At 39.6% G+C, this 26587-nt stretch carries 21 protein-coding genes; 7 read left to right on the top strand and 14 right to left on the bottom strand.

What is annotated here, in order from left to right:
* Nucleotides 1-140: 140 nt before the first annotated feature.
* Complete coding sequence (locus NSU19_RS09825; RefSeq protein WP_339197272.1) at nt 141-1391, bottom strand: IS4 family transposase; 1251 nt, start codon at nt 1389-1391, stop codon at nt 141-143.
* A gap of 138 nt (nt 1392-1529) precedes the next feature.
* Here NSU19_RS09825 and fetB point away from each other — a divergent pair, with 138 nt between their 5' ends.
* Complete coding sequence (fetB, locus tag NSU19_RS09820; RefSeq protein ID WP_339199927.1) at nt 1530-2258, top strand: iron export ABC transporter permease subunit FetB; 729 nt, start codon at nt 1530-1532, stop codon at nt 2256-2258.
* 574 nt (nt 2259-2832) lie between these two features.
* Here the strand turns inward: fetB and NSU19_RS09815 are convergent.
* From NSU19_RS09815 to NSU19_RS09800, 4 genes are all read right to left on the bottom strand, one after another.
* Nucleotides 2833-4500 carry an IS1634 family transposase gene (locus NSU19_RS09815; RefSeq protein WP_339199926.1) on the bottom strand — a complete coding sequence of 556 codons (1668 nt, stop codon included), beginning with the start codon at nt 4498-4500 and terminating at the stop codon, nt 2833-2835.
* A 776-nt stretch (nt 4501-5276) separates the two neighbouring features.
* The gene (locus NSU19_RS09810; protein ID WP_311066121.1) at nt 5277-5399 is read right to left on the bottom strand and encodes a hypothetical protein; all 123 of its coding nucleotides are present in this window, start codon (nt 5397-5399) and stop codon (nt 5277-5279) included.
* Between the two features lie 399 nt (nt 5400-5798).
* On the bottom strand, nt 5799-5957 hold the full coding sequence (locus NSU19_RS09805) for a hypothetical protein (RefSeq protein WP_165381934.1): 159 nt from the start codon (nt 5955-5957) through the stop codon (nt 5799-5801).
* A complete protein-coding gene (locus tag NSU19_RS09800; RefSeq protein WP_339199924.1) occupies nt 5944-7104 on the bottom strand; it encodes a DUF4062 domain-containing protein in 1161 nt (386 codons plus the stop codon). The genes NSU19_RS09805 and NSU19_RS09800 overlap by 14 nt, the downstream gene beginning before the upstream one ends.
* Nucleotides 7105-7676: 572 nt before the next feature.
* On the opposite strand from NSU19_RS09800, the gene NSU19_RS09795 reads away from it, so the two are divergent.
* Nucleotides 7677-7985, top strand: coding sequence for a DUF3870 domain-containing protein (locus NSU19_RS09795; protein WP_063388312.1), 309 nt, complete (start codon nt 7677-7679; stop codon nt 7983-7985).
* 53 nt (nt 7986-8038) lie between these two features.
* On the opposite strand, the gene NSU19_RS09790 is transcribed toward NSU19_RS09795, so the two are convergent.
* The 3 genes from NSU19_RS09790 to NSU19_RS09780 form a co-directional block, all read right to left on the bottom strand.
* Nucleotides 8039-9256 (bottom strand): acyl-CoA dehydrogenase family protein, encoded by a 1218-nt coding sequence (locus tag NSU19_RS09790; RefSeq protein ID WP_117017190.1) that lies wholly within the window; start codon nt 9254-9256, stop codon nt 8039-8041.
* A gap of 20 nt (nt 9257-9276) precedes the next feature.
* A complete protein-coding gene (locus NSU19_RS09785) occupies nt 9277-10464 on the bottom strand; it encodes a CaiB/BaiF CoA-transferase family protein (protein WP_339200002.1) in 1188 nt (395 codons plus the stop codon).
* 276 nt (nt 10465-10740) lie between these two features.
* On the bottom strand, nt 10741-12735 hold the full coding sequence (locus tag NSU19_RS09780; protein ID WP_339199923.1) for an FAD-dependent oxidoreductase: 1995 nt from the start codon (nt 12733-12735) through the stop codon (nt 10741-10743).
* 273 nt (nt 12736-13008) lie between these two features.
* Between NSU19_RS09780 and NSU19_RS09775 the strand changes: the two genes are divergently transcribed.
* The 3 genes from NSU19_RS09775 (at nt 13009) to NSU19_RS09765 (ending at nt 16278) form a co-directional block, all read left to right on the top strand.
* Nucleotides 13009-14448 (top strand): sigma 54-interacting transcriptional regulator, encoded by a 1440-nt coding sequence (locus NSU19_RS09775; RefSeq protein WP_339199922.1) that lies wholly within the window; start codon nt 13009-13011, stop codon nt 14446-14448.
* Between the two features lie 79 nt (nt 14449-14527).
* A complete protein-coding gene (locus NSU19_RS09770; protein WP_277986822.1) occupies nt 14528-14653 on the top strand; it encodes a hypothetical protein in 126 nt (41 codons plus the stop codon).
* A 14-nt stretch (nt 14654-14667) separates the two neighbouring features.
* A complete protein-coding gene (locus NSU19_RS09765; protein WP_339199921.1) occupies nt 14668-16278 on the top strand; it encodes a sodium:solute symporter family protein in 1611 nt (536 codons plus the stop codon).
* Nucleotides 16279-16937: 659 nt separating this feature from the next.
* Here NSU19_RS09765 and NSU19_RS09760 read toward each other — a convergent pair.
* Nucleotides 16938-18080 carry an aminotransferase class V-fold PLP-dependent enzyme gene (locus NSU19_RS09760; protein WP_339199920.1) on the bottom strand — a complete coding sequence of 381 codons (1143 nt, stop codon included), beginning with the start codon at nt 18078-18080 and terminating at the stop codon, nt 16938-16940.
* A gap of 167 nt (nt 18081-18247) precedes the next feature.
* Entirely contained in the window at nt 18248-18871 is a 624-nt protein-coding gene (locus NSU19_RS09755; RefSeq protein ID WP_339199919.1) for a LysE/ArgO family amino acid transporter, read from the bottom strand.
* Nucleotides 18872-19009: 138 nt separating this feature from the next.
* Between NSU19_RS09755 and NSU19_RS09750 the strand changes: the two genes are divergently transcribed.
* Entirely contained in the window at nt 19010-20461 is a 1452-nt protein-coding gene (locus tag NSU19_RS09750) for a PLP-dependent aminotransferase family protein (protein ID WP_339199917.1), read from the top strand.
* A 334-nt stretch (nt 20462-20795) separates the two neighbouring features.
* Here NSU19_RS09750 and NSU19_RS09745 read toward each other — a convergent pair whose 3' ends face one another.
* The 4 genes from NSU19_RS09745 to NSU19_RS09730 all read right to left on the bottom strand — a co-directional run bounded on the left by NSU19_RS09745 (nt 20796) and on the right by NSU19_RS09730 (nt 24178).
* Nucleotides 20796-21977 (bottom strand): IS701 family transposase, encoded by a 1182-nt coding sequence (locus NSU19_RS09745; protein ID WP_063388773.1) that lies wholly within the window; start codon nt 21975-21977, stop codon nt 20796-20798.
* A gap of 323 nt (nt 21978-22300) precedes the next feature.
* Nucleotides 22301-22723, bottom strand: a complete 423-nt coding sequence (arsC, locus tag NSU19_RS09740; RefSeq protein WP_339192826.1) for an arsenate reductase (thioredoxin) — start codon at nt 22721-22723, stop codon at nt 22301-22303.
* Nucleotides 22724-22742: 19 nt separating this feature from the next.
* On the bottom strand, nt 22743-23804 hold the full coding sequence (gene arsB / locus NSU19_RS09735) for an ACR3 family arsenite efflux transporter (protein ID WP_339192825.1): 1062 nt from the start codon (nt 23802-23804) through the stop codon (nt 22743-22745).
* Between the two features lie 26 nt (nt 23805-23830).
* Nucleotides 23831-24178 carry a metalloregulator ArsR/SmtB family transcription factor gene (locus NSU19_RS09730; protein WP_339192824.1) on the bottom strand — a complete coding sequence of 116 codons (348 nt, stop codon included), beginning with the start codon at nt 24176-24178 and terminating at the stop codon, nt 23831-23833.
* 1357 nt (nt 24179-25535) lie between these two features.
* On the opposite strand from NSU19_RS09730, the gene NSU19_RS09725 reads away from it, so the two are divergent.
* Complete coding sequence (locus NSU19_RS09725; RefSeq protein WP_339199916.1) at nt 25536-26447, top strand: DUF5655 domain-containing protein; 912 nt, start codon at nt 25536-25538, stop codon at nt 26445-26447.
* The last annotated feature ends 140 nt before the right edge of the window (nt 26448-26587 follow it).

Below are 26587 nucleotides of genomic sequence, written 5' to 3'. Positions count from 1 at the left end.
AAAATTTAATGTTTGTCAAGCTCAATAAAAATTCCAGTTATTTCATGTAACTGAATATTCAGACATACAATCTTTCTAAGCAAGCTTAAAAGGACAATGACGTCTTAATCGGCAGTCCATTTCCACAATTTGGTAATATATTACAGAAACATTGGATCATAAACTAAATCGTCTAGGTGTTCCACCTCCCCTTCTTCAAATTGGTACACGATGGTTTCAAAATCTTTTTCCCAATGGTATTTTTTCCGACCGTTGGACGTTCGAATTGGCTTTTTAAAAAGGGAGCGAACAAAACAGTCAAAACCTTTAAAAAGCAGATTCTGTAAAGTTCGCTTGATCTCTAATAAAGGACCATCGTGATTCACTTTTAATTGGAGCATGGCCTGTAAGCAATAGGTGATTAGGGCGATCCAAATTTGATTGTAAACGGCATTTTGACTTTTTCCATAAAATCTTTTTATCTTAAGGTGCTGTTTCATCCATTTAAAGAAGGTCTCTATCTTCCAGCGATATCGGTATAAATCTGCAATCTCTTCCGCAGAAAGATCAAAGCAATTGGTTATGATGATCACGGGATTCCCTTCGCTGTCGACCGTTTCGATCAATCGGAGAGGATGAGTCATTTTGGTATGATTACGGTCATTTCCTAAAATGACAATCTGATCCCTATAAATCAAACGTTCTGGATTGGGAATCCGTTCCGATAAAACTTCAATCTCTGCGTTCTTTTTAAGCCGGGTAATGAATCGCACCCCTTCTCGGCATAAGCGGTCGAACTGTTTGTAATCGACATACCCTCGATCAAACAAGTAAATCGCATTTGGATCGATTTCAATGAGTTCGTCCATCTGTGTGCGATCGGCATGTTTCGCGGGTAAGATAATCCCTTGATCCGGAACAGTGATATCCTTCGTTACAACAACCTTTAAATGGAGTCGAACACCAGCCTTTGTCTTACGAAAAGTTGCCCATGGATATTGGCTCAAACTCATGCTCATCGTGGTAGAATCAATGACCAGAAGACGACCAATGTTTCGGATGATCGGGGCATTTTTCATTTGCCCTTGGATCTTTAAGACCAGATATTTAAATACTTTTTCAAACAGTTGAGGGGATAATTGGCCTAATTTGCGAGAAAGTTGCGAAGTACTAATTGCATCAAATTCCAGATATGTCTGCAACTCTTCCTTGTCTTTCAAATGTTTGGCCAATTTTGTTAAGCTTTCCAATTCATTTATCTGAGCGATGATACAAAGTTGTAAAAACTTATACGCTGTTAATTTTTTAATGTATTTGTCAACGTCAATCACATTAATTAGTTTTGAAAAAGTTATTGGATCGATCTCTTTAAATAGTTCATTTATTGTGGATTCTGTGGTATTCTTATCCATAATGGTTTCTCCTTATTCTTAGGATTTGGATAGGACTGCCAATCCTAATTATAAGGAGTTTTTTTATATCCAAAAAGATGAAATTTAACATAAAATTGGGCTTGACAAATTAAAATTAACTTAATGCAATGCTACTGATTGCTTGTAAAAAAACGAGAAATTAAACGTGAAAAATTAATTGTCCTTTCAACTGCCAGGATGACGATTCAACTTGTGCTAGTCGGATACATATTGATGTATATTTTTAAAAATCCTTCACCTTGGATTGTCTTATTGGTGCTTTGTTTCATGGAATCGTTTGCCGTTTATAATATATTTAAACAGCTTCATAAGCCTTTATCGAAAAAATTGAAGCTGGTCATTGTGCTGTCAATGGTTATCGGCTCTCTCGTCAGCCTGTTGTATTTTAATCTAATCGTCATTCATTTTAAGCCTTGGTATGAACCTCAATACTTTATCCCGATTGCCGGAATGTTTATTGGAAATTCAATGATCGGTATAACGCTAGGCATGAAAGAAATGATCGAAAATTTTGCTACCCAAAAGAATCTGATTGAAGGGGCGCTCATGTTAGGTGCTAAACCCGATGCAGCAACAAAACCAATCGTAAACTCTGCATTTGATTCAGCTATTTTGCCGACTATCAATAACATGGTCGGTATGGGGATAGTGTTTTTGCCGGGAATGATGACAGGTCAAATCCTCGCAGGTACAAGCCCTTTAGTTGCAATCGAATATCAAATTGTGATTTTGATCGGCATTGCCGGAAGTGTAGGGATTTCATCTTTTTTATCACTGCAATTCGGCTACAAAACATTTTTTAATGATCGCTTCCAATTTATACCACAAAATGAAAAAGAGAAGTAAAAGAACGGCAAAGAGCGGCAATAATTCATTGATTTTGTCGCTCAAATCATGAGGATGAGGGTATGAGTGGAGTTTTTTTAAAACATAAATATATTATGTAAACTTAGAAGGAGATGAATGAACGGACTTCGGGATATAGAACAAACAAAAATGAAGCGTTAATAAAAATAAATAAATCATAATCCAAAATTAATCATGGAATGAATTTAAACACGCAGCAAATCATAACGAATTTTTAAGATCAATTTTTAAAGATCAATTAATTAAATTGCAATGTAAATTTACAATTTAAAAAGAAATTCATTAAATGCAATTAAAATACAATTTGTTTCATTTTTTTATTTCGTCTCATCACAACAAGTAATCTCTTTAGTGAAACAAGATCCATTTATAACTTCCTATAATATATATTATGTAAACTAAAATTTGAAAAATATAAAGCAGCTATTGACTACTTAACTGCCCTTTCGTTAATTTTATAACCCGAGTTCGACAGTCACTAGGCAAACAAAATGCCTCTCGCCCCTTGATACAAAAGGGATCGGAGGCATTTGGGCACACTTCGGGCGTGTATCTAGGTGCGAGGGTGGATGCCTAGAATCTTTGGAGGAGGTTCCAGCCCTAGAGCCGCAAGGAATAGCGCTTGTTTGGCCGTCAGTTCGGTTCGTTGATAAAGGTCGCCGTTTTTTGAAGAAAAATGTCCAAGCATGAGACGCTCGCATTCGTCTCTTACTTTCGGCCACGATTCATGAGTTCGGATCTCCACGATCCGAACCAGCAAGAGAGCCAGCCAACTGAGCAGCACATGCGCCCGGATACGGTCTTCCAAGCGATGATACATGGGGCGCAGCTCGAGTGTTGATTTCAACGTCCGAAAGGCCTGCTCGATATCCACCAGTTGCTTATACCCGAGCGCGACATCCTCGGCAGACAAGGTGTCATCGGAGGTTCGGATGAGATATTTGCCATCGTACGTTTCCGCTTCACGAACCGCTTGCTTGTCGATGCGAAGCGTTCCATCCTTCAATTGACGCAAGTATTTTCCGTAGGACGGATGGGAACGCAGCCGGCAGGTGGCCTTATGATGAGCTTCATTGGGGAGTTGGCGAAGCCCCTCCAACTCCTCTTTCAGCGATTCGAGCAGCGTTTCCCGTTCCTTGCGTTGGCGTTCGGCTTCGCTGGGATTGTACACGAGAACATAGCGCTGACGCGCTTCTCCGTCGCCCACGATGATTTCTTTGATATGCAAGTTCTCGCGAACTTGTTGGTAGCGCCCGCGACGGTTTAGGGCCTCTTCGACGGCGGCTTTGCCGGACCGCATTTTTTCGCCGACAATGTAGTGTCCCCCGGCCTGTTGCAAGATTCGCAAATTCTCTTCAGACGAAAATCCGCGGTCCATCACGCTGATCACACGCCCAAGCTTCCAGCCAATCAAGTCTTGTTTCACCTGTTTGATGACCGTCATATCCATCGTATTGCCAGGCCATACCCAAGCGCGAATGGGGACTCCTTCCCGGGTAACGGCCAGTCCAATGACGATTTGGACCAAATCGGGACGCTTATCTTTGGAAAACCCCTGCTTTCGAAGCGATTCTCCTTCTGGTGTTTCGGATGGACCCACTTCGAAGTACGACGAAGTCGTATCAAAGTAAATCAAATCGACTTCCAGGTTCAATAAATCGGCCACGGCATGGAACACTTGGCGTTCCAATTCCGGCTGCACAGCCAGCAGCTCATCCATCGCCCGGTACAACTGGTGGCTGGCGACTTGGGGAAGATGAGGGATATGCACGTCTTTCTCCACCCACTCCTCCATCGCCAACTTGCTTGACGGATGAAGGGCACGATTCGCCACCATGGCAAAAATCAGCCGTTCCAACGGAATCTGATGATGTCGGGAGGCAAACAAGGAGTGGAGAATCTCTCCCAATCCCAGTTGTCTCCAGAGCTGATCCAAAAGCCAAGCGCCACCAAGGCGTTTGCTTGATTGAAACTGAAAGTCATCCGACACTTCTCCTGTCAACGTCTCGATTTCCCAAGCCTGCTCAGGAGAAAGGAATCGCGAAATGCTTTTGGCCAGACGCTCCAAGACAGCGCGATCCACCTCGTCTTCGCGCCCAAACGAATAAATCACCTTCGCTTTCGCATATTTGGCCTTCGGATCCCATTCGTTGTGAGCAAGCTGGAGATACGCCACGGTCGTTCCATCTTTGTTTTTGCGTGTTACTCGCCGTATGTACATGCCTATATTATAACCGATATTCAGCTGTTTTAAAAGTTAAAATAAACAAGTCGTGTGCCTATGAAATTCAGTGTTTTTTTCTAGGATCCGCATCGCGAAATCTTTGATATAACAGCATTTTGGCCATTTTCATTTGCCTAAAATGGCCTCAAAACTGTCGAACTCGGGTATAAAATTCTTCGTTAAATGATTTGTCATGTTTTAACAACCATGTATAATACGTTCCTAATGTAATTCAAGCAGTTCCACATGCTCGATGAATGCAATAATTTTTTTTCGATATTCATCGATAAAAGCTTTTTACTTTCTGCAACAGCATGTTTTGTCTTTAATTTTGCTTTTTGCAATGTTTCTGTATCCAAATTTTGATCCGGGAACACTTCAAATTTGCGTTTTAAGTACAATCCTTTGTCATGAGATAAATCCAGTCGTAAAATTCCTTAATGGTTTTACGACCGCTCATATATAAACGAATATGATTTTCTTTTTTAGTTAAAGTTTACTTCAAATTCACATGCTTTTAAATGATTCTCCAATGCAGTTACAATAACTTTTCTATAAATCACTATCACCAATGCAACAAGCATTTCAAAGGAATCTGAACTAGAAAAAAATTAATTTAATTTTAATTATCTGGTTAAGAAAGTGAACATCGTTAAAAAGCAGTTAATTTAACAAACCGATCGACTTGATTTTCTTAGATTTCATACATTAATATTCAACCCGCAAATTATAACACCGCGTTTTCCTGTAAGAAAATCCGATTAGATGAATTATTATTCTAAATCATCGTAATCATGAGGAGTACTTACAGCTAATTTATAACGATAATTTAAATTTCCTGGTTCTTTTTGATACAGTTCTTCATATAAGCGCAATGCTTCCACGTACTTTTTCATGTATAAGAAAATTCTTACTTTTTACTGCTGTTGCAAAGCTTTCATGGTGTGTATCCTTAATGGTTACTCCTTCAAATTCGAGGATTTCTTCAGGGGGGGTTCATTTGTGTCATGAATTTATGAAGTTAGAATCTATTTGATTAATGGAATATTGTTGTCTTACCCTTTTTTCTTTTATTCGCAGGATGGTTGAGGTTCTTAACGAAAATTCCTTTCTGCATCCGTTTGGACATTCTTTTCATAAAGTTCTTCTGACCTTCTTCTTGAATACTTTGGTGATAGATGGGCTTCTACTGCTATCTTGAACATATTGAAATTGTAGAGCGTGCAAATTTGAAACATTCGAAGAAATGGATTTTACTCCTTCTATCAGTAGAGCATTCTTTACATCATGAGCGTTTATTTTGAATGACGAAATGAACTTTTTATTTGGGAAAGTTTATTTTGTAAGTTTGCGTGATCACGTTTCATTTGACTAAGACGATTCGTTACAACTTTTTTTCCATATCCATGTGGTGCGGAGGCGATTAATATTACATTTTCTTTATAATTGTTCATTTGAGAGACCTCCTAACAGCATTTTGATAAAGTAACAATAAGAATATCCTTTTGATTCAAGTATAGCATTAAATATATTCTCTTGGTAAGCCTTCAGTTTATAATAATCCCACTCTCCTAGCAGGGGCAGATGAAAGCAAAATACATAAGTCTTTACCTTAAACAAGAAATAGCATATTCTTTTTTCCAGTGAATAGTATAGCTTTTCATTATGATTATGATCATTATATGTTTGCACAACGTAAGAAGAAGCATCATCTAATGAAAAGTTCTCAGGAGTTGTTAATCCATCATATTCTTTGCAAATCATCTGTTCATCTCTTTTTTCGTAAAGAGTTACGGCTTTACAGTCCATTAATGCTCCTATAGCTTCTTGTTGGTACTTTGTATTTGTAGAGTAAATATTGCAGCCGACCATCTTAGATCGTAAAAGCGCTAATAGCCTTCTCCAATTTGTAATTTGCCCATTCTGCAATAAACTTATGAATTCAAGTGATAGTTCATAAAAATCCCCGTATAATTCTACATGTTCTAAGCTCCGTTCTATTTCAGAACGAATATTTAAGTATTGAAGGCTTTCTTTGAAAAGAGCTGAAAGATAGCTTTTTATGTTTGAAAGAATTTCGACACCTAATGAGCATTTTTCGAAATATATCCCTTTTTGTTCTGCATCATAAAGAAAGTACCATACATAATTTTCGGCAATATGAGGCTCCTCTTTAATATTTTCGCTTATAAAATTCAACATTGAATCCGGTTCTTTACCGTGTTCGCTTAAATACTGTACTAACGATTGTTTTATTTGAGGTCTGATCGTCCGAAAATAGGTATCAAGAACTATATCGTGAACATACACGATAAGACGTTTATTTTCGTGATATGCACGTAAAAATTCAAGGTGAGTAACAGTTTTCCCTTCATCCTCTAAGAATGTTCCTGCTTTATCCGCGATAAATAGTAGAAAGATATCACTTCTTGATACGTACTCCAAACAAGTTCGGATGGCATCTTGATGAATATATCGCATACTATCTTCAAAGCGAATAGGTTCATGCCCCATATTTTTTAATTCTTCAAATACAGCGTTTCGGATAGAGGAAAGAGCATCTTGTGCAACAGAACTTATAAAAATAGTAGTTCTATCCATATTACAACACCACCTTACTTTTTAAACAACCTCCCGTGAATCTATTTGATTAATCGAACATTGTTGTCTTAACCTTTTTTCTTTTATTCGCAGGATGGTTGATGTTCTTAACAAAGATTCCTTTCTGTATTTAGCTTACGACAAAAGCTGCTAAATTCCTCCGCTTCCAATGATAAGTTTTTCTTCATAAGAGCGATTAAAAATCACTTCAAATGAGAGAAAGAGCTCCGTAATCTGAACGCTTACCTCTAAATATCGCTTCATTCGAGCATTAAAGATGTAAATTTTAGGGTACCTTGGTACTTTAAACAAACGACTACCTGTTTTAATCCGATAGATATCGAACGCACTTGTTCCAACGGGGAGAAAATACATTCAAATCATATACGAAGGTATATGACCAAGTATGGCGTACCACATAAAATAAGTTTGCTATTAATTCTGCCTTTCACATATTTTCATTTTCATAACTTTTTCGTTAGGGATGTATTGGAAATTTCATCTATCAATAGTCTTATCATTTGATTATTTTCATATTATTCTAAAAATAAAACGATTAGGAGAGATTATGGATGAATACTTATTTTATTGCCGGTCACGCCAAACTTCCGACAGGGATGGCGGCCAGAAGTGTTTATGAAACTTTAACGATTACAGCAGAGGTTGATAAATTATATGGTGTGATTGTGGATGCTTCCTGTACGCTTGCTACCGAACACGGCAGAGAATATATTTCCAGGCTCTTGAAAGGTCATAGTTTGCGCAACGGCATTGAAAAGCCGTTGGAAGAGTTAAAGAATGGTTATTTAGGAAAGGCCAATAATGCCCTAATTGCCGCATTAAAAGATCTGTATAAACAGTATGAAGCTATCAATCAATAAGCAATAAGGGGATCGGATGCAAAATGGAATCCGATCCTGCTATCGATTGGTACCTAACTATCCGTTACTGTCTCTTTATCACATTCAAAGGGCCAGGCTGGCAGCATGTTATTTAATGGCTTATCTTCACGATACCCAAGCACATATTCTGCCTGCATAATGGTGTGGATTTCTCTTGTTCCTTCGTAAATAACAGGAGCTTTGGAGTTTCTTAGGAAGCGCTCAACAGGATATTCATTGGAATAACCGTAGGCTCCGTGAATTTGAACCGCATCATCTGCGGCCTTATTGGCAAAATTACAGGCCTGCCATTTGGCTAGAGATGTTTCTCTCGTATTGCGCAATCCTTTGTTTTTGAGCTCTCCAGCACGGTACACCAATAAACGGCTCATTTGCAATCCCGCTTCCATGTTGGCAATCATTTGCTGGACAAGCTGGTGTTTACCAATTTCTTTGCCAAATGTTTTACGCTCGTGACAATATTTTACACTTTCTTCCAAACATGCCATAATCAGGCCTACTGCCCCTGCAGCAACGGTAAAACGTCCATTATCCAGCGCAGACATCGCAATTTTGAATCCTTCTCCTTCTTGGCCAAGTAAATTTTCTTTTGGTACACGGACCTGATCAAAGAACAATTCTCCTGTATTTCCGGATCGGATTCCGAGCTTTCCTTTAATGGACTTGGATGAAAATCCAGGCATAGTGCGTTCGACGATAAAGGCGGAAATTCCATGATGCTTTTTCGATTTATCTGTATACGCAAACACGATAAAATGATCGGCGACATCGCATAAAGATATCCATGTTTTGGAGCCGTTTAAAATGTAGTTGTCACCGTCTTTAACAGCCGTTGTTCCAAGTGATGCCACGTCAGATCCAGCTCCCGGTTCTGTTAAGCCAAAGGCGCCGATTTTTTCACCTTTTGCTTGTGGAACGAGATATTTTTGCTTTTGTTCTTCGGTCCCCCACTGTAACAACGTCATACTGTTTAATCCGGTATGAACGGATACCGCCGTGCGGAAAGCTGTGTCGCCTCTTTCCAGTTCTTCACAAACGATGGCCAGCGAATTATAATCCATTCCGCTGCCGCCGTATTTTTCAGGGATGCAGACACCCAGCAAGCCTAATTCTTTTAAGCGCTTCCAAATGATCGTATCGAAATATCCCCGTTCATCCCACTCTCGCATATTCGGGATAATTTCCTTATCAACAAAATTTCTGACCATCTTTCTCAACATCCGTTGTTCTTCTGTGAATTCAAAATTCATCTTAAAAACTCCTCCCGCGATTAAATAATGTTATTCTCTTTAAAATAGGTAATCTCCTCAAATGAAAATCCAGCTTCCTGCAGGATTTCCCATGTATGCTCCCCGACCATCGGCGGATGACGTTCTATCTTTGTATTCGTTCTTGATAGTTTAACAGGCGAACCAACGAGTTTTACCATTCCTGCTTCCGGGTGTTCGACTTGGACAACCATATCACGGGCCAAAACTTGTGGATGTTCAAATACTTGATCTATAGTATGGATGGGACCGCATGGAATATTTTTTTCTGAAAACAGTTTTATCCACTCATTGACCGATTTGAGCTGGAGCTGGTCTTCTAAAATCCTCGTCAGCTCCAGCTTATTTTCCATTCTTGCCACATTCGTACAGAAGCGAGCATCCATTGCCATTTCGCTCAGCCCCATTACTTCACATAGTGTGGCAAACTGCCGGTTATTCCCGACGGCGATAATTATGTCCCCATCTAACGCTTTGAATTTCGAATAAGGGACTATATTCGGATGGTCATTCCCGAGTCTACGCGGTACCTTCCCGGAAATTAGATAATTGCTGGCGACATTGGCAAGCGAGCTGACCGCTGTATCCATCAGTGATAGATCAATTTTTTGCCCCTTGCCCGATCTTCCCCTTTCCAACAAAGCCGCTTCAATGGAAATGACCGAATATAATCCTGTTAAAATATCCACCATGGCAACACCGATTTTCATTGGACCGCTCTCTTCGCTTCCGGTTATACTCATCAGGCCGCTCATCCCTTGAATAATAAAGTCATAACCCGGCAGATACCGGTACGGGCCCGTTTCCCCGAATCCCGTGATGGAACAATAGACGAGCCGTGAATTTATTTTTTGTAAGGAGTCGTAGTCGAGCTGCCATTTTTCCATCGATCCAGTTTTAAAATTATGAATGAGCACGTCCGCTTCTTTTGCCAGAATTCGAATGATTTTCCTGCCCTCTTCCGATTTCAGATTCACGGTAATGCTTCGCTTATTGCGATTTGCACATAAATAGTAAGCACTGACACCGTTTTGAAACGGCGGTCCCCAGAACCTCGTTTCGTCGCTGCCGCCCGGGGCTTCTACCTTAATGACATCTGCTCCGAGGTCTGCCAAAATCATTGTACAATATGGGCCGGCAAGCACCCTAGTCAAATCTAATACCTTTACACCCTCTAGTGCGCCTCCGATGTTCATCGCCTCCTATTGAAAAAGCTTTCTTAAAAACAAAAAACCAGCCCAAACACACTTTAGTGATATGGACTGGCTTTACGAACCATTTGAACCAGCCGGCTAAGGCTGGAAATGGAATCTTATCAGTCAACTGTTAAATTAAAAAGAGATATCTTCATTACCTTCACCTGTAAAAGGTAGATAGGATGAAGTTTACACTTATTTTAAAAGAATTTTCTGAATATTTCAAGAGGATTTTACCAAAAATATATAAACATTTCGCGCCTGTTTTGCTTATCGTTCATTACCTGTTATTTTTTGCTTAACCCCTAGATGCAATGATGTCATGAAACCTTCGTATGTTGCCTCTTCTAATGTTCTTGGTGCCAAACAGTCTCCAATTTGCCATACCTGTGGTGCCAAATGCTTGATTTGTTCGTATAATTCACTATTTGGTACACGACCAAGTGAAAGAACGATCGTGTCCCAATTTTCTATCATTTCTTTTTCATAAGAAAATAGATTTCTGATGACAACCTGATCATCATTAATTTCTTCTAAATCATAATGCGGTTTCATTTTAACATTCAACTGATACAATTTTTTTAAATATTCATTCCTTAAATATTGATGAACTTCTTCGCCAATATGGAGCGTAGCAGAAATCAACAAAACGATATGGCCTTTTCCTGCTAAATCAATTGACGCTTCAATCGCCGGCCAATCCCCCGCAAAATCAAATACCAAAACTCTTTTTCCGATGTCTTTCCCCCGCTTATTAAACAGTTCATCAACCGTCATCACTCTAGAATTGTTTATTCCGGGAATGTTTGGGATAAACGGTCTCGAACCGTTAGCACAGATGATGGCATCAGGTGAAATTGGTATAATATCGGCGGGCTGAACATCAAAACCTAGCTCAAGCTTTACATGACTATTGGACAATTTTCGTGTGTAATTATCGAGCATGGATTCAGCGAGCTCCTGTCTCATGGGCGCCTGTCTTAATGTATGCAATAATCCTCCCACCTTATCTGTTTTATCAGCTAAAATGACATCATGCCCTAGTTCATCTAATGTGACGGCCGCTTGCATCCCTGCTGGTCCCGCTCCGATTACAAGTACTTTCTTTTTCTCTCTTGCAGTTTTCTTTAATGCTGTAACCTGCACTTCCTTCCCTGCAGATGGATTTTGCACACAACCAATTGTTAATCCTTTGTGATAATGACCGATGCAGGCCTGAAGGCAGCCAATACAGGCATCAATCAGCTGTAAATTCCCAGAATACGCCTTATTAGGCATTTCGGGATCGACAATCAATGCACGGGTCATGCCCACTACATCCGCTTTTCCGGTTGCCACGATCTGTTCGGCCTCCGCTGGGTCAACAATCCGGGAGCCCACAAATACAGGCACAGCCCCGGCCATACGGATTTTAAAGGATTGGGGAGTAAGGTATCCATGTTTTATTGGTGAAGGCGGGACGATATGTGTCGAGCCGGCAAAGGTGCTGGAATCCCCAGCAGTGACATCGATAAAATCTACCCTTACCCGCTCTACTAAATATTCAACTATTTTCACGGCGTCTTTAATAGTGGTGCCATCCATGGTCATTTCATCCGAACTCATACGAATTCCGACCGTAAAATCTTCCCCCACTTTCTGCCATATCTGTTCGATTACTTCTACAATAAATCGCATTCGATTTTCAAACGAGCCCCCGTATTCATCGGTACGGAAATTCGTTTGTTCCGACCAAAATTGAGCGGGAAGATAACCATGCGAGCAGCAGATTTCTACCCCGTCAAGACCTCCTTCTTTCGCTAATTTTGCGGAAACGGCAAATCCTTCAATCACCTCTTTGATTTCCTCAATGCTCATCGCCTTTGGCATCGTGCTGAAACGCAGGCTGGGAACAGCGGACGGAGCCCAAGCGGCATTCCGGTAATCGCTCGAAACAACCTCCCTGCCTCCGTGAAATAATTGCGAGAACACTTTTGTTTCGTATTGATGCACCTCATTTGCCAGTTCCAAATAGGCAGGGACTACATTTTCATCATACCCGGCAATGGTATTTGTCGTCAGCTTCCCAGATGGATGAACAGCTGCAGCCTCGAGGATGATTAAGCCTGCACCGCCCTTTGCCCGTTCAACATGATAAGCCGTCATATCCGGGGTTGGAATCCCATCAATGACATGATTTGTTTGATGGGCTGTACTTAAAATCCTATTTTTTAATTTCGTACGACCAATGATGGTTGGACTGAATAAATGTTTAAATTGTGTCATGATCACTCTCTCCCAAGAAATATTTTTATAAATTTTACCAGCAAGAATCATGCCAACTATATTTCATATAAATTTCAATTTTTTGAAATTATTTAGAAAAAACAATTATATAATTTCTCGTAAGATTGAACCTTTTTTACATCACCCGTTGCAAAAAGGGTTCAAATCTCTAATATTGCTTGCAAACAGTTTAAAATTCTGCTTCCAGGCTATTCAAACGGATTTTATTGATGCAAAATGTGTTCAATTTTTACAAAAAGGAGTGAAAATATGATGGGTGTTGACAAATACAAGCAACAGATTCATGATCTATTACATGTGAACGCCTCTCTTCAAGAACAATTAGATATTTCCCTAAAAAAAATTAAAGAGCTTACCCAAATCCTGAATTCCAGTTATGATGAAATTTTTGTTACCGACGCAAATGGCAATGTGTTATTTGTAAGTGAATCATGCAAATATTTTACAGGTCTTCCTCCTGAGGCTTTTATCAATAAAAACATCCGTGAATTGGTACAAAAAGGTATTATTAAGGAATCGGTCACATTAAAAACGATGAAAACGCAAACGGTTCAATCCATTGAGCAGTATTACCCAAACGGAAAAAACGTTCTGGCTACGGCCAAACCTGTTTTTGATGAAGAAGGAAAATTATACCGGATTGTCTGTAATACTCGAGATATTTCCGAACTGGTTGAAATGAAAAGAAAACTTTCAGAAATCCATTCCCTTCAACAAGAAAATAAAATCATCCTTACAGCAGGCAAGCAAAAATTCATTACACAATCCCCAAATATGATCTCCACGCTGCAAACGGCTCAAAAGGTTGCGCCCATGGATTCCTCGATTTTTATTCATGGTGAATCCGGTGTAGGCAAAGGTGTATTAGCGAGAATTATTCACGAACACAGTCCGAGGAAGAATAAACCTTTTGTTCAAGTGAATTGCGGAGCCATTCCGGTAACTTTATTAGAGGCGGAATTATTTGGATATGAGGCAGGAGCATTTACGGGCGCAAATAAACATGGAAAGCTCGGACTGGTTGAATTGGCGGACGGTGGGACATTGTTTTTAGATGAAATTGGTGAAATGTCGCTGGAGCTGCAGGTCAAAATTTTGCATTTAGTTCAAGAAAAATCCTTCAAAAAAGTCGGAGGTACGTCCGAAAAACAAGTCGATATCCGAATTATTTCGGCTACGAATAAGAACCTTCTGCAGATGATCGAAGAGAAAACATTTCGCCAGGATTTATATTATCGTCTGCATGTTGTGCCGTTAAGAATTCCGCCTTTAAGAGAACGCAAACAGGATATTTTAGTTTTGACAGATTATTTTCTTGAAAAATTTAATAGGAAGTATTCGCAACGCATCAATATTGATGAAAATGCTAAATTATTCATCCAACTGCAGGAATGGCGCGGAAATGTCAGAGAGCTCGAAAATTTCATTGAACATCTTGTGGTTACTGCTCACAAGCCCCTGCTAAGCATTGAAGATTTACCAATTGCCATGGACAATCGGATTCAAAACGACTTTTCATTTAAGGAAATACCATTAAAAAAAGCCGTTGAAGAAACAGAGAAGCATGTCCTTTTATACGCATTATCGAAATATAAAACGACTAGAAAAATGGCAAAAGCCCTTGGGGTGAATCAAACGACCATTATGAGAAAGCTTCGTAAGTATAAACTGAAGTTATATGGGACTAGTTAACATTAAAATTAACAGAATTTTAGAAATGGCACACAATTTGCATGGTATTTAATTGAACAAATGCAAAGGAGTGAATGAAATGGGGGAGTTTCTCTTTACTTTAGGCTATGGAGGCTCACTGATTATTCTTGGACTTATTACACATGCATTTATCCGTAACATGGATCACAGCACGGTTCCAAAACGTTCGGAAAATACGGATTAAAAGGCGGGGATATCATGATTTATACAATCGGTATTGCGGCATCCTTTATTCTGTACGTCCTTATCGGTTTGGTTCTTTCAAGGAAAGTAAAAAGCTCTGAGGAATACTATGTTTCAGGCAGAAAAGGTTCCACGCTTATGGTAACAGGAACACTTGTCGCTTCATTTTTAAGCACAGTGTCCTTTATGGGTGAAGCAGGATTTTCTTATGAAGGTTACCCTATTCTTTTATTAATTCTCGTTATTTTTAATGCAACAGGTTATGTGGTTGGTGTCTTCTTTTTCGGGCGATACTTAAGAAGAAGTAAGGCTTTAACTGTCCCTGAATATTTTGGTAACCGCTTTCAATCAAACAAAGTAAGGATGGCCGCTGCCATTACGACGATCCTAGGAATTTCTGCTTATTTAGTGGCGGTTACACAAGGCGGAGCAGTGCTGCTGTCGGAAATTTCGGGCGTCTCCTACTTCGTTGCCTTATTAATTATGTGGCTTGTATATGCATCCTTCACGATTCTGTCCGGAGCAAAGGGTGTAATGGTGAATGATACAATCATGTTTTTCTTGTTTTCCATCGCGACATATATTTCATTCCCCTTTATTATAGGCAAGTCAGGAGGAGTTCCGGATGCTATTATTAAAGCAGCGACCAATCCGGAACGGCCAGATTTATTAAGCTGGCACGGAATCACCGGTCCTAATGCTTATATGGGCGAACCGTGGGAGGCTTTGATTTGGGCTGTTATTTTAGGATTAGTTTGGTCTGCCGTTATTGCAATCAGCCCGTGGCAAAGCAGCCGCTACTTAATGGCTAAAAATGAACATGTTGCTATTCGTTCCGGTGTCTGGGCGACGATTTCCATTATTACGATTTATCTATTCCTTCATATTAGTATTTCAACGATTACAACCGTTAATCCGGATATTAAACCTGCGGAAAAAGTATTTATTTGGTCAGCCATGAACATGGTCCCTACATGGTTGGGAGTTATTATCATAAGTGGGATTATGGCTGCAGCCCTTTCCTCGTGTGCAAGTTTCCTGCAGCTAATCGGCTCAAGTGTTACGAGAGATATTATGGAGCAATCCAGAAACAAAACGTATTCGGACAAACAATTGCTAAGAGCAAGCCGCATTTCGATGATTGTCGTTAGTTTTGTCATTCTTTTGATTGGTCTTTGGCAGCCGCCTTCTATCATGTGGATTGGTTATTTTGCAGCAACACTATTCGCCGCTTCTTGGGGTCCAGTTGCTTTTGCCAGTGTTTATTCAAAAAAGGTAACAAAAACCGGAGCTTTATGGAGTATTATTATGGGCTTTTTAGGTGTTGTATTTGGAGAAAGCTTGAAAAAGGTTGGAGTCGCACTTCCAGTTTATTTTAATCCCGTGATTATCGGTGTTATCCTAAGCTCACTCGCCTTATATATAGGCTCTAAATTCGGAGAAATCACTGCCGAAGAAAGGGACTTTCAAGAAAACATTTTACAACGTCCGATTGAAGAAAACGAAAAAGAGGAAATGGCTATCACTCGCAGATATCCAATGTACTTGGCCGTTAGTGGTATTCTCATTATCGTGATAACTTTCATATTCTATTATTGGCCGCTGATACTGGCCATGAAGGGTTGATAATCGTTTAAACAATAAGCTAACATCAACGTAAAGCTGGGCTAGCTTTTTATTATCTTCAATTGTTGTGAGAGGAAAAATGTAAAAGTCATCTTCTAGAAAGCGTTCCGCCCGCTCCCTACCGCTTTAACGCGTTTAAACAGATGTGGACTGACCCATTTTTAACACACCTTTTAATCGACTTGGTGCGGAAAAACGATGGACCAATCAAAAGCAATGAAGTGTTGACGCTTAGACCATCTAGCTGTGACAGAATTATTTTCGTTTTGTTATTGAATCAAGAATAATTCTGTCACTTTTTATATACACAAGGGCTGCCCCCTCAACGTCTTTCACTCCATCATTGCGGCATACATTTGCTACCTTGTTACAATAAGAAAATGTTAATCTATGTACCGTACTAAGAACTACTCGGTCATGAAAGTTTAACTATGGCTTAAGTGAAACTCGCTTTTAATAATAAACTGAGGCTCCATCAGATCGTTGAATGGAGCCGAAAAAAACTGTTAAGACATTAGTTATGAAACTAGCTGAATTTTGCACTACAGAGTTAAAAATAGACTATTCATACAAATCTTTTGTCCGCTTTAAACCACTCATATATTGTTATTGGAACCATGAAAAAGTTTCGAGTCTTTCAGTACCTAGACCTGTGCTGCTTATTTATTCGCTGTTAAAACAGTTGTTAGCTCGTCAATTGCTTGCCGAATATCATCCTGCGTATTGTAAAAATGAGGAGCGATTCGGATGACGTCGTTTCTAGCAGAAACAATGATATTTCTCTCTTTCAAGATCGATTCTATTTGCCCAGCATTTTTTACATAAAAAGCAGTTATGCCGCCTCTTTTGTGAGCCGATAAAGGAGTAACAGTGTGTAATCCTTTTTCTTGTCCATAATCTAATGCGAATTGAGCTAATAGGTTTAAATAAGAAGATATATTCTCCACTCCTATTTCAAGAAGTAAACGAATAGCGGCAGCTGCTGCATAAGCGCTTATAAAAGAAGGCGTTCCAGTCTCAAAACGACGTGTTCCAGCTGCTGGTATAATTTGATGAACATTGAATTTCGAATGATCCTCCTGACCAAACCATCCTGTGACACGCGGCTTCCATTTCTCTGCCAATTCAGCTTTTATGTATAGGAAGGATATTCCCGGAATACCTAACATGTATTTCCTTGTTCCTGCAGCCAATATGTCGATATCCATTTTCTTTACATTAATAGGCACCTGTCCAGCAGATTGATATGCATCAACAAAAAGAAGTGAACCTTTACGATGAACAATGTCTGCAATCGCTTTGAGATCTTGTTTAAAACCGTTGTAATAACAGACATGGGAAATGGATGTGACAAGTGTGTCAGACGTTACATAACGTTCATAATATTCTAAAGGAATGACTCCTTGTTGAGAAGGAATAAATCTGACCTTTGCTCCAAATTTCTCCTGAGCGAGCCATACATGACCGGCGGTTGGAAAGTCCATATCTGTCGTCACAATGATATTTTTCCCTTTTTCAAAAGAAAGTGAAGAGGCGATAGCAGAAAAAATGTCAGAGACCGAGCATAATACAGCAATTTCATTAGGTTCAGCACCGATTAATTTTGCAAAACTGTATTTTGCCTGTTCAACTACTTTTATTGCTTGATTCCAATTAACCCCCGCCGTTAGCAAACTATTCATATACGCTTCAATCGATTCGGACACAGTTTTTGAAATGGCTCCTTGCGAACAGCTCGCCAGATGGATTTTCGATGCTAAAACAGGGAATAAAGGACGATAATGAGCATACGGGTGTTTCAATCCTATCTCCTCCTTTCAACTCCGCAAAAAAAATTTTCTCCTAGTTATTGGTCTCCCGATTATTATAGTAATCAGCAACTGGATTTTTTCTTTTAGTTTATTATCCTGTTTTATAGACTTACAAGAGTTTATTGGAGTAATGAAACCTCTACTGCAAACTCCTGTTTTTATTTTGCCAGTGTGAATCCAATATAAATCGCTGCTCCCCACATGACGAGCGCGGAAATTTTGTTGAAAGCATTCATCAAACGTCCAGATTGATCTAGATCCCCTATTCTCCGTCCTGCCAAAGCCAGCCCCGCAAACCAGATCCAGGAAACTAGAATACAGGCAAGTGCAAAAGCTGCTTTTTCCCCTCCATTGTATTGAAGTGAACTCGTTCCGATCACGCCAATCGTATCCATGATCGCATGTGGATTGAGCAGCGAGACCGATGCTGAAAACACAACTTGTTTGAATGGTGTAAAAGTTTCCTTGGCTGTTTTTTCGTTATTCTCTTTATCAGTAGAAGAGGTACTTTTCCAAGTGCTCCACCCCATATATAACAAAAACAGAATTCCTATGCTTAGTAGGACCGTTTTGGTTAAAGAACTAAAGTTCATCACAGATACTCCGAAAACAGCAAGGATGATTAAAAGCGTATCGCATAGTGAAGCAGTTAAAACGGCTGGGAGCGCATGAATGAAGTGTTTCTGAAGAGCTCCTTGATGAAATATAAAAACGTTTTGGACGCCAAGAGGAAGAATAAGTCCAAATGCAAGAATAAGTCCGTGAATAAAGGCTTCCTCCATTCCAATCCCTCCTATTGTATAGCATATGAATACAATTTTACTCGGAAATCGATTATTGTCTCCAACCAATTGGATGGATTCAATACCAACCAAGTTGTATAATCGACTCATATGATTGTAAAGGGAGAGTATTTTTTCATGAATGAATTAGATTGGAAGCCAGACAAATCGACTCCAGTTCCCCTTTATATCCAGATCAAAGAATATATTAAAGAAAAGATTGAAACAGGAGAATGGACTTTAGGGACAAAAATCCCTCCTCAACGCACATTGGCCAAAGCATTCGGAGTGAACCGCAGTACGATCGTGGCGGCTATGGAAGAATTGATTGCTGATGGATTGCTGGAAGGAAAAAGAGGGAGCGGTACCAAGATTATTAACAATTCGTGGTCTTTGATGACATCTTCCCCTCCCCCAGACTGGAATTCCTATGTGCAAGCGGGGAGTTATTATCCTAATTTGCCTACGATACAGGAAATCAATAAAGCAGAGTTTGATTCAAATATCATCCGGCTAGGAACAGGAGAGCTTTCTCCAGATTTATTTCCACGTGAGATGATGAAACAAGTATTTGAAAAGCTGACGGGGCACATTGATTCACTTGGCTACGAGGAACCGAAAGGGCTGCTTTTTCTCAGGGAACAGCTCAGTAGATATTTGAAAACCATCGGGATTGAAGCTTCCCCTTCTTCCATTTTGATTGTGTCAGGAGCTCTGCAGGCATTGCAATTGATATCAATAGGTCTATTGCGGCGAGGTGCTACGATCTTTCTGGAAAAACCATCGTACCTGTATTCCCTGCATGTATTTCAATCTGCCGATATGCGATTATTTGGACTTCCTTTAGATGAGCATGGAATTCAAGCAAATAAGATTTCGGAACAAAAAAAGCGGCAAAATGCTTCATTGCTTTATACAATTCCGTCCTTTCATAATCCAACAGGAATTTTGATGTCCGAAGAAAGACGGAGAAAATTGATTGATGTATGCGAAAAGGAGCGGATGCCGATTATTGAAGATGACGTATACCGGGAACTCTGGCTCGATTCACCGCCTCCCCCACCATTGAAAGCCATCGATAAAAATGGGCTTGTTTTATATCTTGGGAGCATGTCGAAAACATTGAGTCCCGGTCTGAGAATCGGCTGGATAGTCGGACCGAAGCCTGTTATTGAGCGATTGGCGGATATTAAAATGCAAACCGATTACGGATCCAGTTCCTTGTCTCAATGGGCTGTTGCGGAATGGCTAGCAAGCGGGCTCTATCATCAACATTTGGAAGAGGTCAGAAAAGAATTGAAGGTTCGAAGGAAGATCATGATTGATTCATTACAGAGGTATTTTTCCGATATTGCGACCTGGACTGTTCCTAGAGGCGGTTTTTATATATGGCTGCGCATATTGCCTTCAATCTCCATACGGAAACTTTTTGAAAAAGCATTAGAGCATGGAATTCTATTAAATCCAGGAAATGTCTATGATAAGCATGCAGCCCAGTACCTTCGCCTTTCTTATTCCTACGCTTCTTTAGCTGACCTGGAGAAAGGAATGTTCCGTTTTTCGAAAGTCATCCGACAGCTAATCACCTAACTCTTTAACGTGCGTTCCATAGCGGTAGTTGAATCCATCGCATACATCAACATCTTGTATAAAACAGCCAATATCGAAACTTGAATAGGTCCCACATTCAGGCGATTGTGAATCGACGCTTGTATCGGAAGCTTTCTCGATTTTATTCTTTCAAGCCCCACTTAAACTACACATAACCAAAATAAAATAATGTTAGAAATCGGGCGGTGTTTCAAAAATGTAATAATTGAAGCCTCAAATCGTACTATAAATCCCTTAAAACTTTTACCTAACTGTAGTTGAGCAATTTTCATTACAATAATTACCATGTAAAAAGAGACAAACGGAGTACCCCTTATGCCACATGAAGCTGTTTTTTAACGACATCAATGGGAATATCTTGTTTCGCTGCATCGTAAATAAACTCCACGAGGCTATGTCCTTTCTTCTTTCGAAGGAAGTCAAGCCCGGTAGAGAAATCGCTGTTGGATTCGACCATACTGTACACATAAGCGAGTTGCACCAAGATCCAATACCGTTTCACCGCCCGACGTTGACGAACGCGGTACCCATCGAGCTTCAGCTGGTCTTTCGCTTGTCGAAAAAAGCATTCGATCGACCAACGCTGGGCATAGTAGCGCAAGATCTCTTCATCGCTTAGCTCCCGGTCGGTGCTCAAGACGCAGTGAAGATGTTCAGGTGTCATCGGCTGATCGGCTTTCCAAGCCAACAACACAACGGCATCATCGAGACCTTTCAGCGCTCCCTCGTAGCGATACACGCGATAACGCTCTTCTCCCACCGTGACGAGATGGGTGTCGTTCGGTTCGATATAGCGGGCAAACTGTTTGGCTTGGATGGCGATGCCTTTTGGATAAAGAACCCGATTCGTCTTGAGCATCGCAATGACGTGGAATCCTTTTTTCAGGCAGGCTTCCACGAGTGTTTTCGATGGGTACCAAGAATCCATCAGCACATAAACAGAACCGTGCACATCCAAAGAAGAAAGCATCTCGATGGCCCATTGACCCTTGCTTTTCCCATCCGCCTTGTCGTAGAGGCGAAACGCAAAGGGAAAGGCTTGCGTCATCGTATGAACCATGAGCCAGACGAGAGAGTGTCCCCAAATCGACTTTTTGTCCGCGTGAGAATAATGCCAATTACACCCTTCAATAGCGTGTTTCGCCTGTGACGAAGGCTTCGTTTTTCGGCAGATCGTATCATCGATCGAAACAAAAATGGGGTGATTCTTTCGCTTGGCCGTTCGTTCCACATGACGAAGCATCCACTGCTGGAGTTTGCGAAGCAAGATTTCTTCATCCCAAGGGCTTTTCGTGAAAAAATGGCTCAGTGTCGTTCGATGGTTGGGATGAAAGCTCTCATGATGCAGATCGGTCAAGGTTCCCACAAATCCTTTCGTTGTCAGCGCATCGATAATATGAACGAGATGCTTCATGACCGGCTTAGAGAAATAAAGGGCCAGCCCCAACATTGCGAAAAACTTGTCGATTCCTTGGTGATGTGGTAGTCTATTCATGAGACATGAACCTCCTTGAGAATGGTTTGGTGACACATCTATTCTAATCAAGGAATCGGGTTCATGTCTCCTTTTTTGTTCGGATGTAAATTTATGTTAGTGAATTTGCTCATCTACAGTTACCTAAATTAAATATCTATTTTTCTCCCTAAAATCTGCCCCATTGCAGCAAATCTATTAATCTTAATGTTGATATTGTCTTGCAACAGCCAATGCTATATGACTTTTTCGTTAATTGTCTAATTCTTCTCCTAAAAAACACGAAGAGCCCGAGAAAGTTCTCCAGGCTCTTTTTGTTATTGATATGGAGGGACTGAAGGAAGTTATTCACCAGTCTCAGCAAAACGTTTAATTCTTTCACCAATCTCATCGCGAACACGCATGAAAACAGCCCATTTTTCTTCTTCTGTCCCCTCTGCCTTCGCAGGATCATCGAATCCCCAATGTACGCGTTTCACGTGCGGAGGTGTTACCGGGCAATGGTCTGCGGCGTGACCGCATAATGTTACGACCAAATCCGCTTTATTTAAAATTTCCGGATCAATGATATCCGATGTTTGGTTCGAAATATCAATTCCTACTTCTTTCATGACTTTTACCGCGTTTGGATTTAATCCGCGAGCTTCGATACCGGCGCTGTACACTTCCCACTCGTCGCCAAGATATTTTTTTGCCCATCCTTCTGCCATTTGGCTGCGGCAAGAGTTGCCAGTGCATAAGAAGTAAATCGTCTTTTTGTCTTTCATGTTCATTCCACCTTTGTTGTTAGTATGATACTGATTCGGTTTTAAAGTATTTTCGTTTAAACCATAATGCTACGTTGACCAATGCAATCATGACAGGCACTTCCACAAGTGGTCCAATGACAGCTGCAAATGCTGCACCAGAATGGATCCCAAACACGCCAACAGCTACAGCAATCGCTAACTCAAAGTTATTGCTGCCGGCTGTAAAGGCAAGTGTGGTGGTGACAGGGTAGCTCGCTCCAAATTTCTTCCCCAAGAAGAAGGAAACGAAAAACATCAATACAAAGTAAATGAACAATGGAATGGCGACTCTCACTACATCCAACGGCAAACTTACGATAGCGTCTCCTTTTAAAGAGAACATGACGATAATCGTAAACAATAAAGAAATCAATGTAATCGGGCTGATTTTTGGAATGAATACTTTTTCATACCATTGTCTGCCCTTTGCTTTTACCAACAAAAAGCGCGTCACCATTCCGCCAAGAAACGGAATTCCTAAGTAAATGAACACCGACTTGGCGACTTCCGTCATTGTAATATGAACGACAGCACCTTCTAGTCCTAACCATTCTGGAATGATTGTTACAAACACATACGCATAAACAGAGTAAAATAGCACTTGGAATACAGAGTTAAACGCTACAAGCCCAGCTGCGTACTCTCTGTCTCCTTTCGCTAAATCATTCCAGACGATCACCATCGCAATACAACGTGCCAGACCGATTAGGATGAGTCCGACCATGTATTCCGGCTTATCCGGCAAAAATACAATCGCCAATACAAACATCAATATTGGTCCAATAATCCAATTTTGTACAAGGGACAAAACCAATACTTTTATGTCTTTAAAGACGCGTCCCATCTCCTCGTAGCGAACTTTTGCTAACGGAGGATACATCATGAAAATTAAACCAATGGCAATTGGAATCGATGTGGTTCCTGCCTGTAAACTGTTTATTGCGTCTACAAAGCCCGGAAAGACAGATCCAAAGCCAATTCCTGCTGCCATAGCTAGGAAAATCCAAAGCGTTAAGTATCGATCCAAAAACGATAGCCGTTTTTTCCCCGTATTACTCATTTTTTCCTCCCCATTTAATTAGTAGATTAACAACCGCAACGAAGCGCAGGGTTGGTTTCCTCAATCTTACGAATATTCTCTGTTTGATCTGGAATGTGCTGCAGAATTTCTTGAATGAAATCATATAACTCATTTTCTAGATTGAGGGAATAATAAATCCACTGTCCCCTCTTATCCTCTTTTACTAATCCTGCATCTTTTAACTTGCGAAGATGCTGACTAATAGCCGGCTGACTCATATCAAATACCTCTAGAAGCTCACAGACGCAACACTCGCGTTTCTTTAAAATGGCCATAATCGTTAAACGTGTTTTATCACCAAGTAGCTTTAAAATGTGTGCTGCTTTTTCTATTTCCTCCACTGCTTTTTGCATTTGGAACACCCCCTATACATATATAGTTATATAAATATTTACTTATATATCAATCAAAAAGAAAGACGATACTTTATGGTTCATCGCACACTAAAAAATGTCTTTTCATATCCACGACATGAATACTGTTTAGTATTATCATTTCCTTAACTTCAATAAACATATAACAATATACTTATATAAATCAACGGAAAATACGATTTTTAACATAATCTTTATAATTGATCCGAAAGTATGAAAGAAATTTTTAAAATCAGTGCAAATAACTTCAGGCGAAACAGAAATTTTCGCTGTTTCGCCTGCATGAAAATCAAGTTACAGTCAAGTGATGCTCAACTTTACTAAAACTTCCGACCAGCTCCCCCAATATTTTCAGACCAGTATGGATATTCTTCTGTAGCTGCTGTTGTACGTCCTACTGTTTCTCCCAGTAATTTTGCTACAATGTATAAAGACATATCGATTCCAGCTGACACTCCAGCAGAAGTTAGAATATTGCCTTCATCCAAAAATCGGACATTTGAACTACTTCAATGTCCTTATAATTAGATTTCATGTATTCAATCGCAAATGAATGTGTAGTTGCCTTTTTGTCGGATAATAGACCTGCTTCTGTCAACAATAGTGCACCTGAACATACCGATGCGACCATGCCGCCAGACTTGTAAAAATTTAAAATCCATTCAAGCAGCTGTTGATTTTTGAAACTGGATCTGATAGCAAATAATGTCCCGCCCTGGACAACTTAGTTTACACGGCTTGAATTGCAAAAATCTGCACTTTCATATCGATTGTCCTCGACCATCTTTTGTTCCGTACGTACATATGCTTCAACATGCTTTCGATCTCGCAGAACTATTTTGATGATTTGATTTACTGATATCACCTCTTGACTACATTTTTATACATTATACTGGTAATGGATATAAATACAATTGATTATGAGGAAAAATAAAACGTTAAAATTCCCCAATTTTTTCATAGTTTAATAACGACACTTGAGTAAAAGCGATTAACAGTTTTACTTTTTTTCTTCTTTGGTGTTGCAATTTGCAACATGATTTCCTTTCTTGTAAAGGGTAATAAACATTTCATGAGTTAATAATCAAGCAGTCTTTGTAATGAATGTATTGATTGGTTTCTCTAGTATTTCCAAGAGCCAAAATAATTTTGCAAACATATTTCCGAACGAGTGGAACATTATTAAAATTGAATTGGGGTCTTTTGTTACGTTCTTCCGTATTCTTTACATAGATTGACTAATATGTCTCATAAATATCAACGCTTATTGTATACTATCATTATTCATTTATTGTAATCGTAGTTTTAGATGCACAATAAAAGAAGGAGTAGTTTCATGGGTGATATTAAATTATTTCGTATAAATGGAGAACATGTAAGTGAATTGGAAGGCACATCTCTGACAATTGAAAAATCGCTGCAAACCCTTATTGAGCGTAATCTTGAAACATTTTTAGGTGTACGGTTTTTAGCATCAGAATATTCTACTGGCAAGACACATGGCGGCAGAATCGATACATTAGGTATTGATGAAAATAACTCTCCAGTTATTATCGAATATAAACGAGCTGTCAATGAAAATGTCATTAACCAAGGATTATATTATCTGGACTGGCTGTTGGATCATAAAGCTGAATTCACTCGTATGGTAATGCGCAAATACGGTAATGACTTGGCTGACGCAATTGATTGGACGAATCCGCGCTTATTATGTATTGCGGGTGGATTCACAAATTATGACGAACATGCTGTTCAACAAATAAATCGGAACATTGAGTTGTACCAGTATAAGTTTTATAAAGATGGATTTCTTTTGCTCGATTTAGTAAATACAATAACTGCACAACCATTACTGGAAGCTGAAAACCATATTAACTTATCGAAGCCCGGATATAAGACAGTCTCCGAATATCTGGAACAATCCAGTACAGAATTAAAAGACCGGTTTGAAGCAATAAAAGCATATATTATGGCACTAGGCGATGATGTACAAATGGCTGTATTAAAATACTACATAGCCTTTAAGCGCATTAAAAATTTTGTCTGCTTAAAAGTGCATCCTCAGACAGAAAAAATCGTCTTATTTTTAAAAGTGAATCCAGATGAAATTGAACTTGAGCCAGGATTTAGCCGTGATGTACGAAATATCGGTCATATCGGAACAGGGGATTTAGAAGTCAGGATTTATAATGATGAAGATTTTGAAAAGGCAAAGCGACTTATTCATATGAGCTATGATAGAAGTTAGAAATCGCCGGTAATTATTATACTTGGCGATTTTTAATAATTAAATATTTTTAACCAATCCTCTGTAAAGAAGGCAGGATTTATTTTATCTCATTATTTTCATGATACAATTCCAATAAAAAGTGTTTATTAAGAAGAGAC

The organism is Aeribacillus sp. FSL k6-2211 (assembly GCF_037966125.1).
In the GTDB taxonomy this organism is placed as follows: Bacteria; Bacillota; Bacilli; order Bacillales; family Aeribacillaceae; genus Aeribacillus; species Aeribacillus composti.
The sequence above is the reverse complement of the archived record's forward strand: the minus strand, read 5'-3'. Positions and strand labels throughout refer to the sequence as shown.

What these genes read in the sequence shown, in the direction of transcription:
- NSU19_RS09775 (WP_339199922.1), top strand. Translation starts at nt 13,009, where the DNA reads ATGGGTGTTGACAAATACAAGCAACAGATTCATGATCTATTACATGTG.
- NSU19_RS09815 (WP_339199926.1), bottom strand. Translation starts at nt 4,500, where the DNA reads ATGTACATACGGCGAGTAACACGCAAAAACAAAGATGGAACGACCGTG.
- NSU19_RS09800 (WP_339199924.1), bottom strand. Translation starts at nt 7,104, where the DNA reads ATGGATAGAACTACTATTTTTATAAGTTCTGTTGCACAAGATGCTCTT.
- NSU19_RS09795 (WP_063388312.1), top strand. Translation starts at nt 7,677, where the DNA reads ATGAATACTTATTTTATTGCCGGTCACGCCAAACTTCCGACAGGGATG.
- NSU19_RS09780 (WP_339199923.1), bottom strand. Translation starts at nt 12,735, where the DNA reads ATGACACAATTTAAACATTTATTCAGTCCAACCATCATTGGTCGTACG.
- NSU19_RS09755 (WP_339199919.1), bottom strand. Translation starts at nt 18,871, where the DNA reads ATGGAGGAAGCCTTTATTCACGGACTTATTCTTGCATTTGGACTTATT.
- NSU19_RS09745 (WP_063388773.1), bottom strand. Translation starts at nt 21,977, where the DNA reads ATGAATAGACTACCACATCACCAAGGAATCGACAAGTTTTTCGCAATG.
- NSU19_RS09725 (WP_339199916.1), top strand. Translation starts at nt 25,536, where the DNA reads ATGGGTGATATTAAATTATTTCGTATAAATGGAGAACATGTAAGTGAA.
- NSU19_RS09825 (WP_339197272.1), bottom strand. Translation starts at nt 1,391, where the DNA reads ATGGATAAGAATACCACAGAATCCACAATAAATGAACTATTTAAAGAG.
- NSU19_RS09810 (WP_311066121.1), bottom strand. Translation starts at nt 5,399, where the DNA reads ATGAAAAAGTACGTGGAAGCATTGCGCTTATATGAAGAACTGTATCAA.
- NSU19_RS09730 (WP_339192824.1), bottom strand. Translation starts at nt 24,178, where the DNA reads ATGCAAAAAGCAGTGGAGGAAATAGAAAAAGCAGCACACATTTTAAAG.
- NSU19_RS09790 (WP_117017190.1), bottom strand. Translation starts at nt 9,256, where the DNA reads ATGAATTTTGAATTCACAGAAGAACAACGGATGTTGAGAAAGATGGTC.
- NSU19_RS09770 (WP_277986822.1), top strand. Translation starts at nt 14,528, where the DNA reads ATGGGGGAGTTTCTCTTTACTTTAGGCTATGGAGGCTCACTGATTATT.
- arsC (WP_339192826.1), bottom strand. Translation starts at nt 22,723, where the DNA reads ATGAAAGACAAAAAGACGATTTACTTCTTATGCACTGGCAACTCTTGC.
- NSU19_RS09750 (WP_339199917.1), top strand. Translation starts at nt 19,010, where the DNA reads ATGAATGAATTAGATTGGAAGCCAGACAAATCGACTCCAGTTCCCCTT.
- arsB (WP_339192825.1), bottom strand. Translation starts at nt 23,804, where the DNA reads ATGAGTAATACGGGGAAAAAACGGCTATCGTTTTTGGATCGATACTTA.
- NSU19_RS09765 (WP_339199921.1), top strand. Translation starts at nt 14,668, where the DNA reads ATGATTTATACAATCGGTATTGCGGCATCCTTTATTCTGTACGTCCTT.
- NSU19_RS09805 (WP_165381934.1), bottom strand. Translation starts at nt 5,957, where the DNA reads ATGAACAATTATAAAGAAAATGTAATATTAATCGCCTCCGCACCACAT.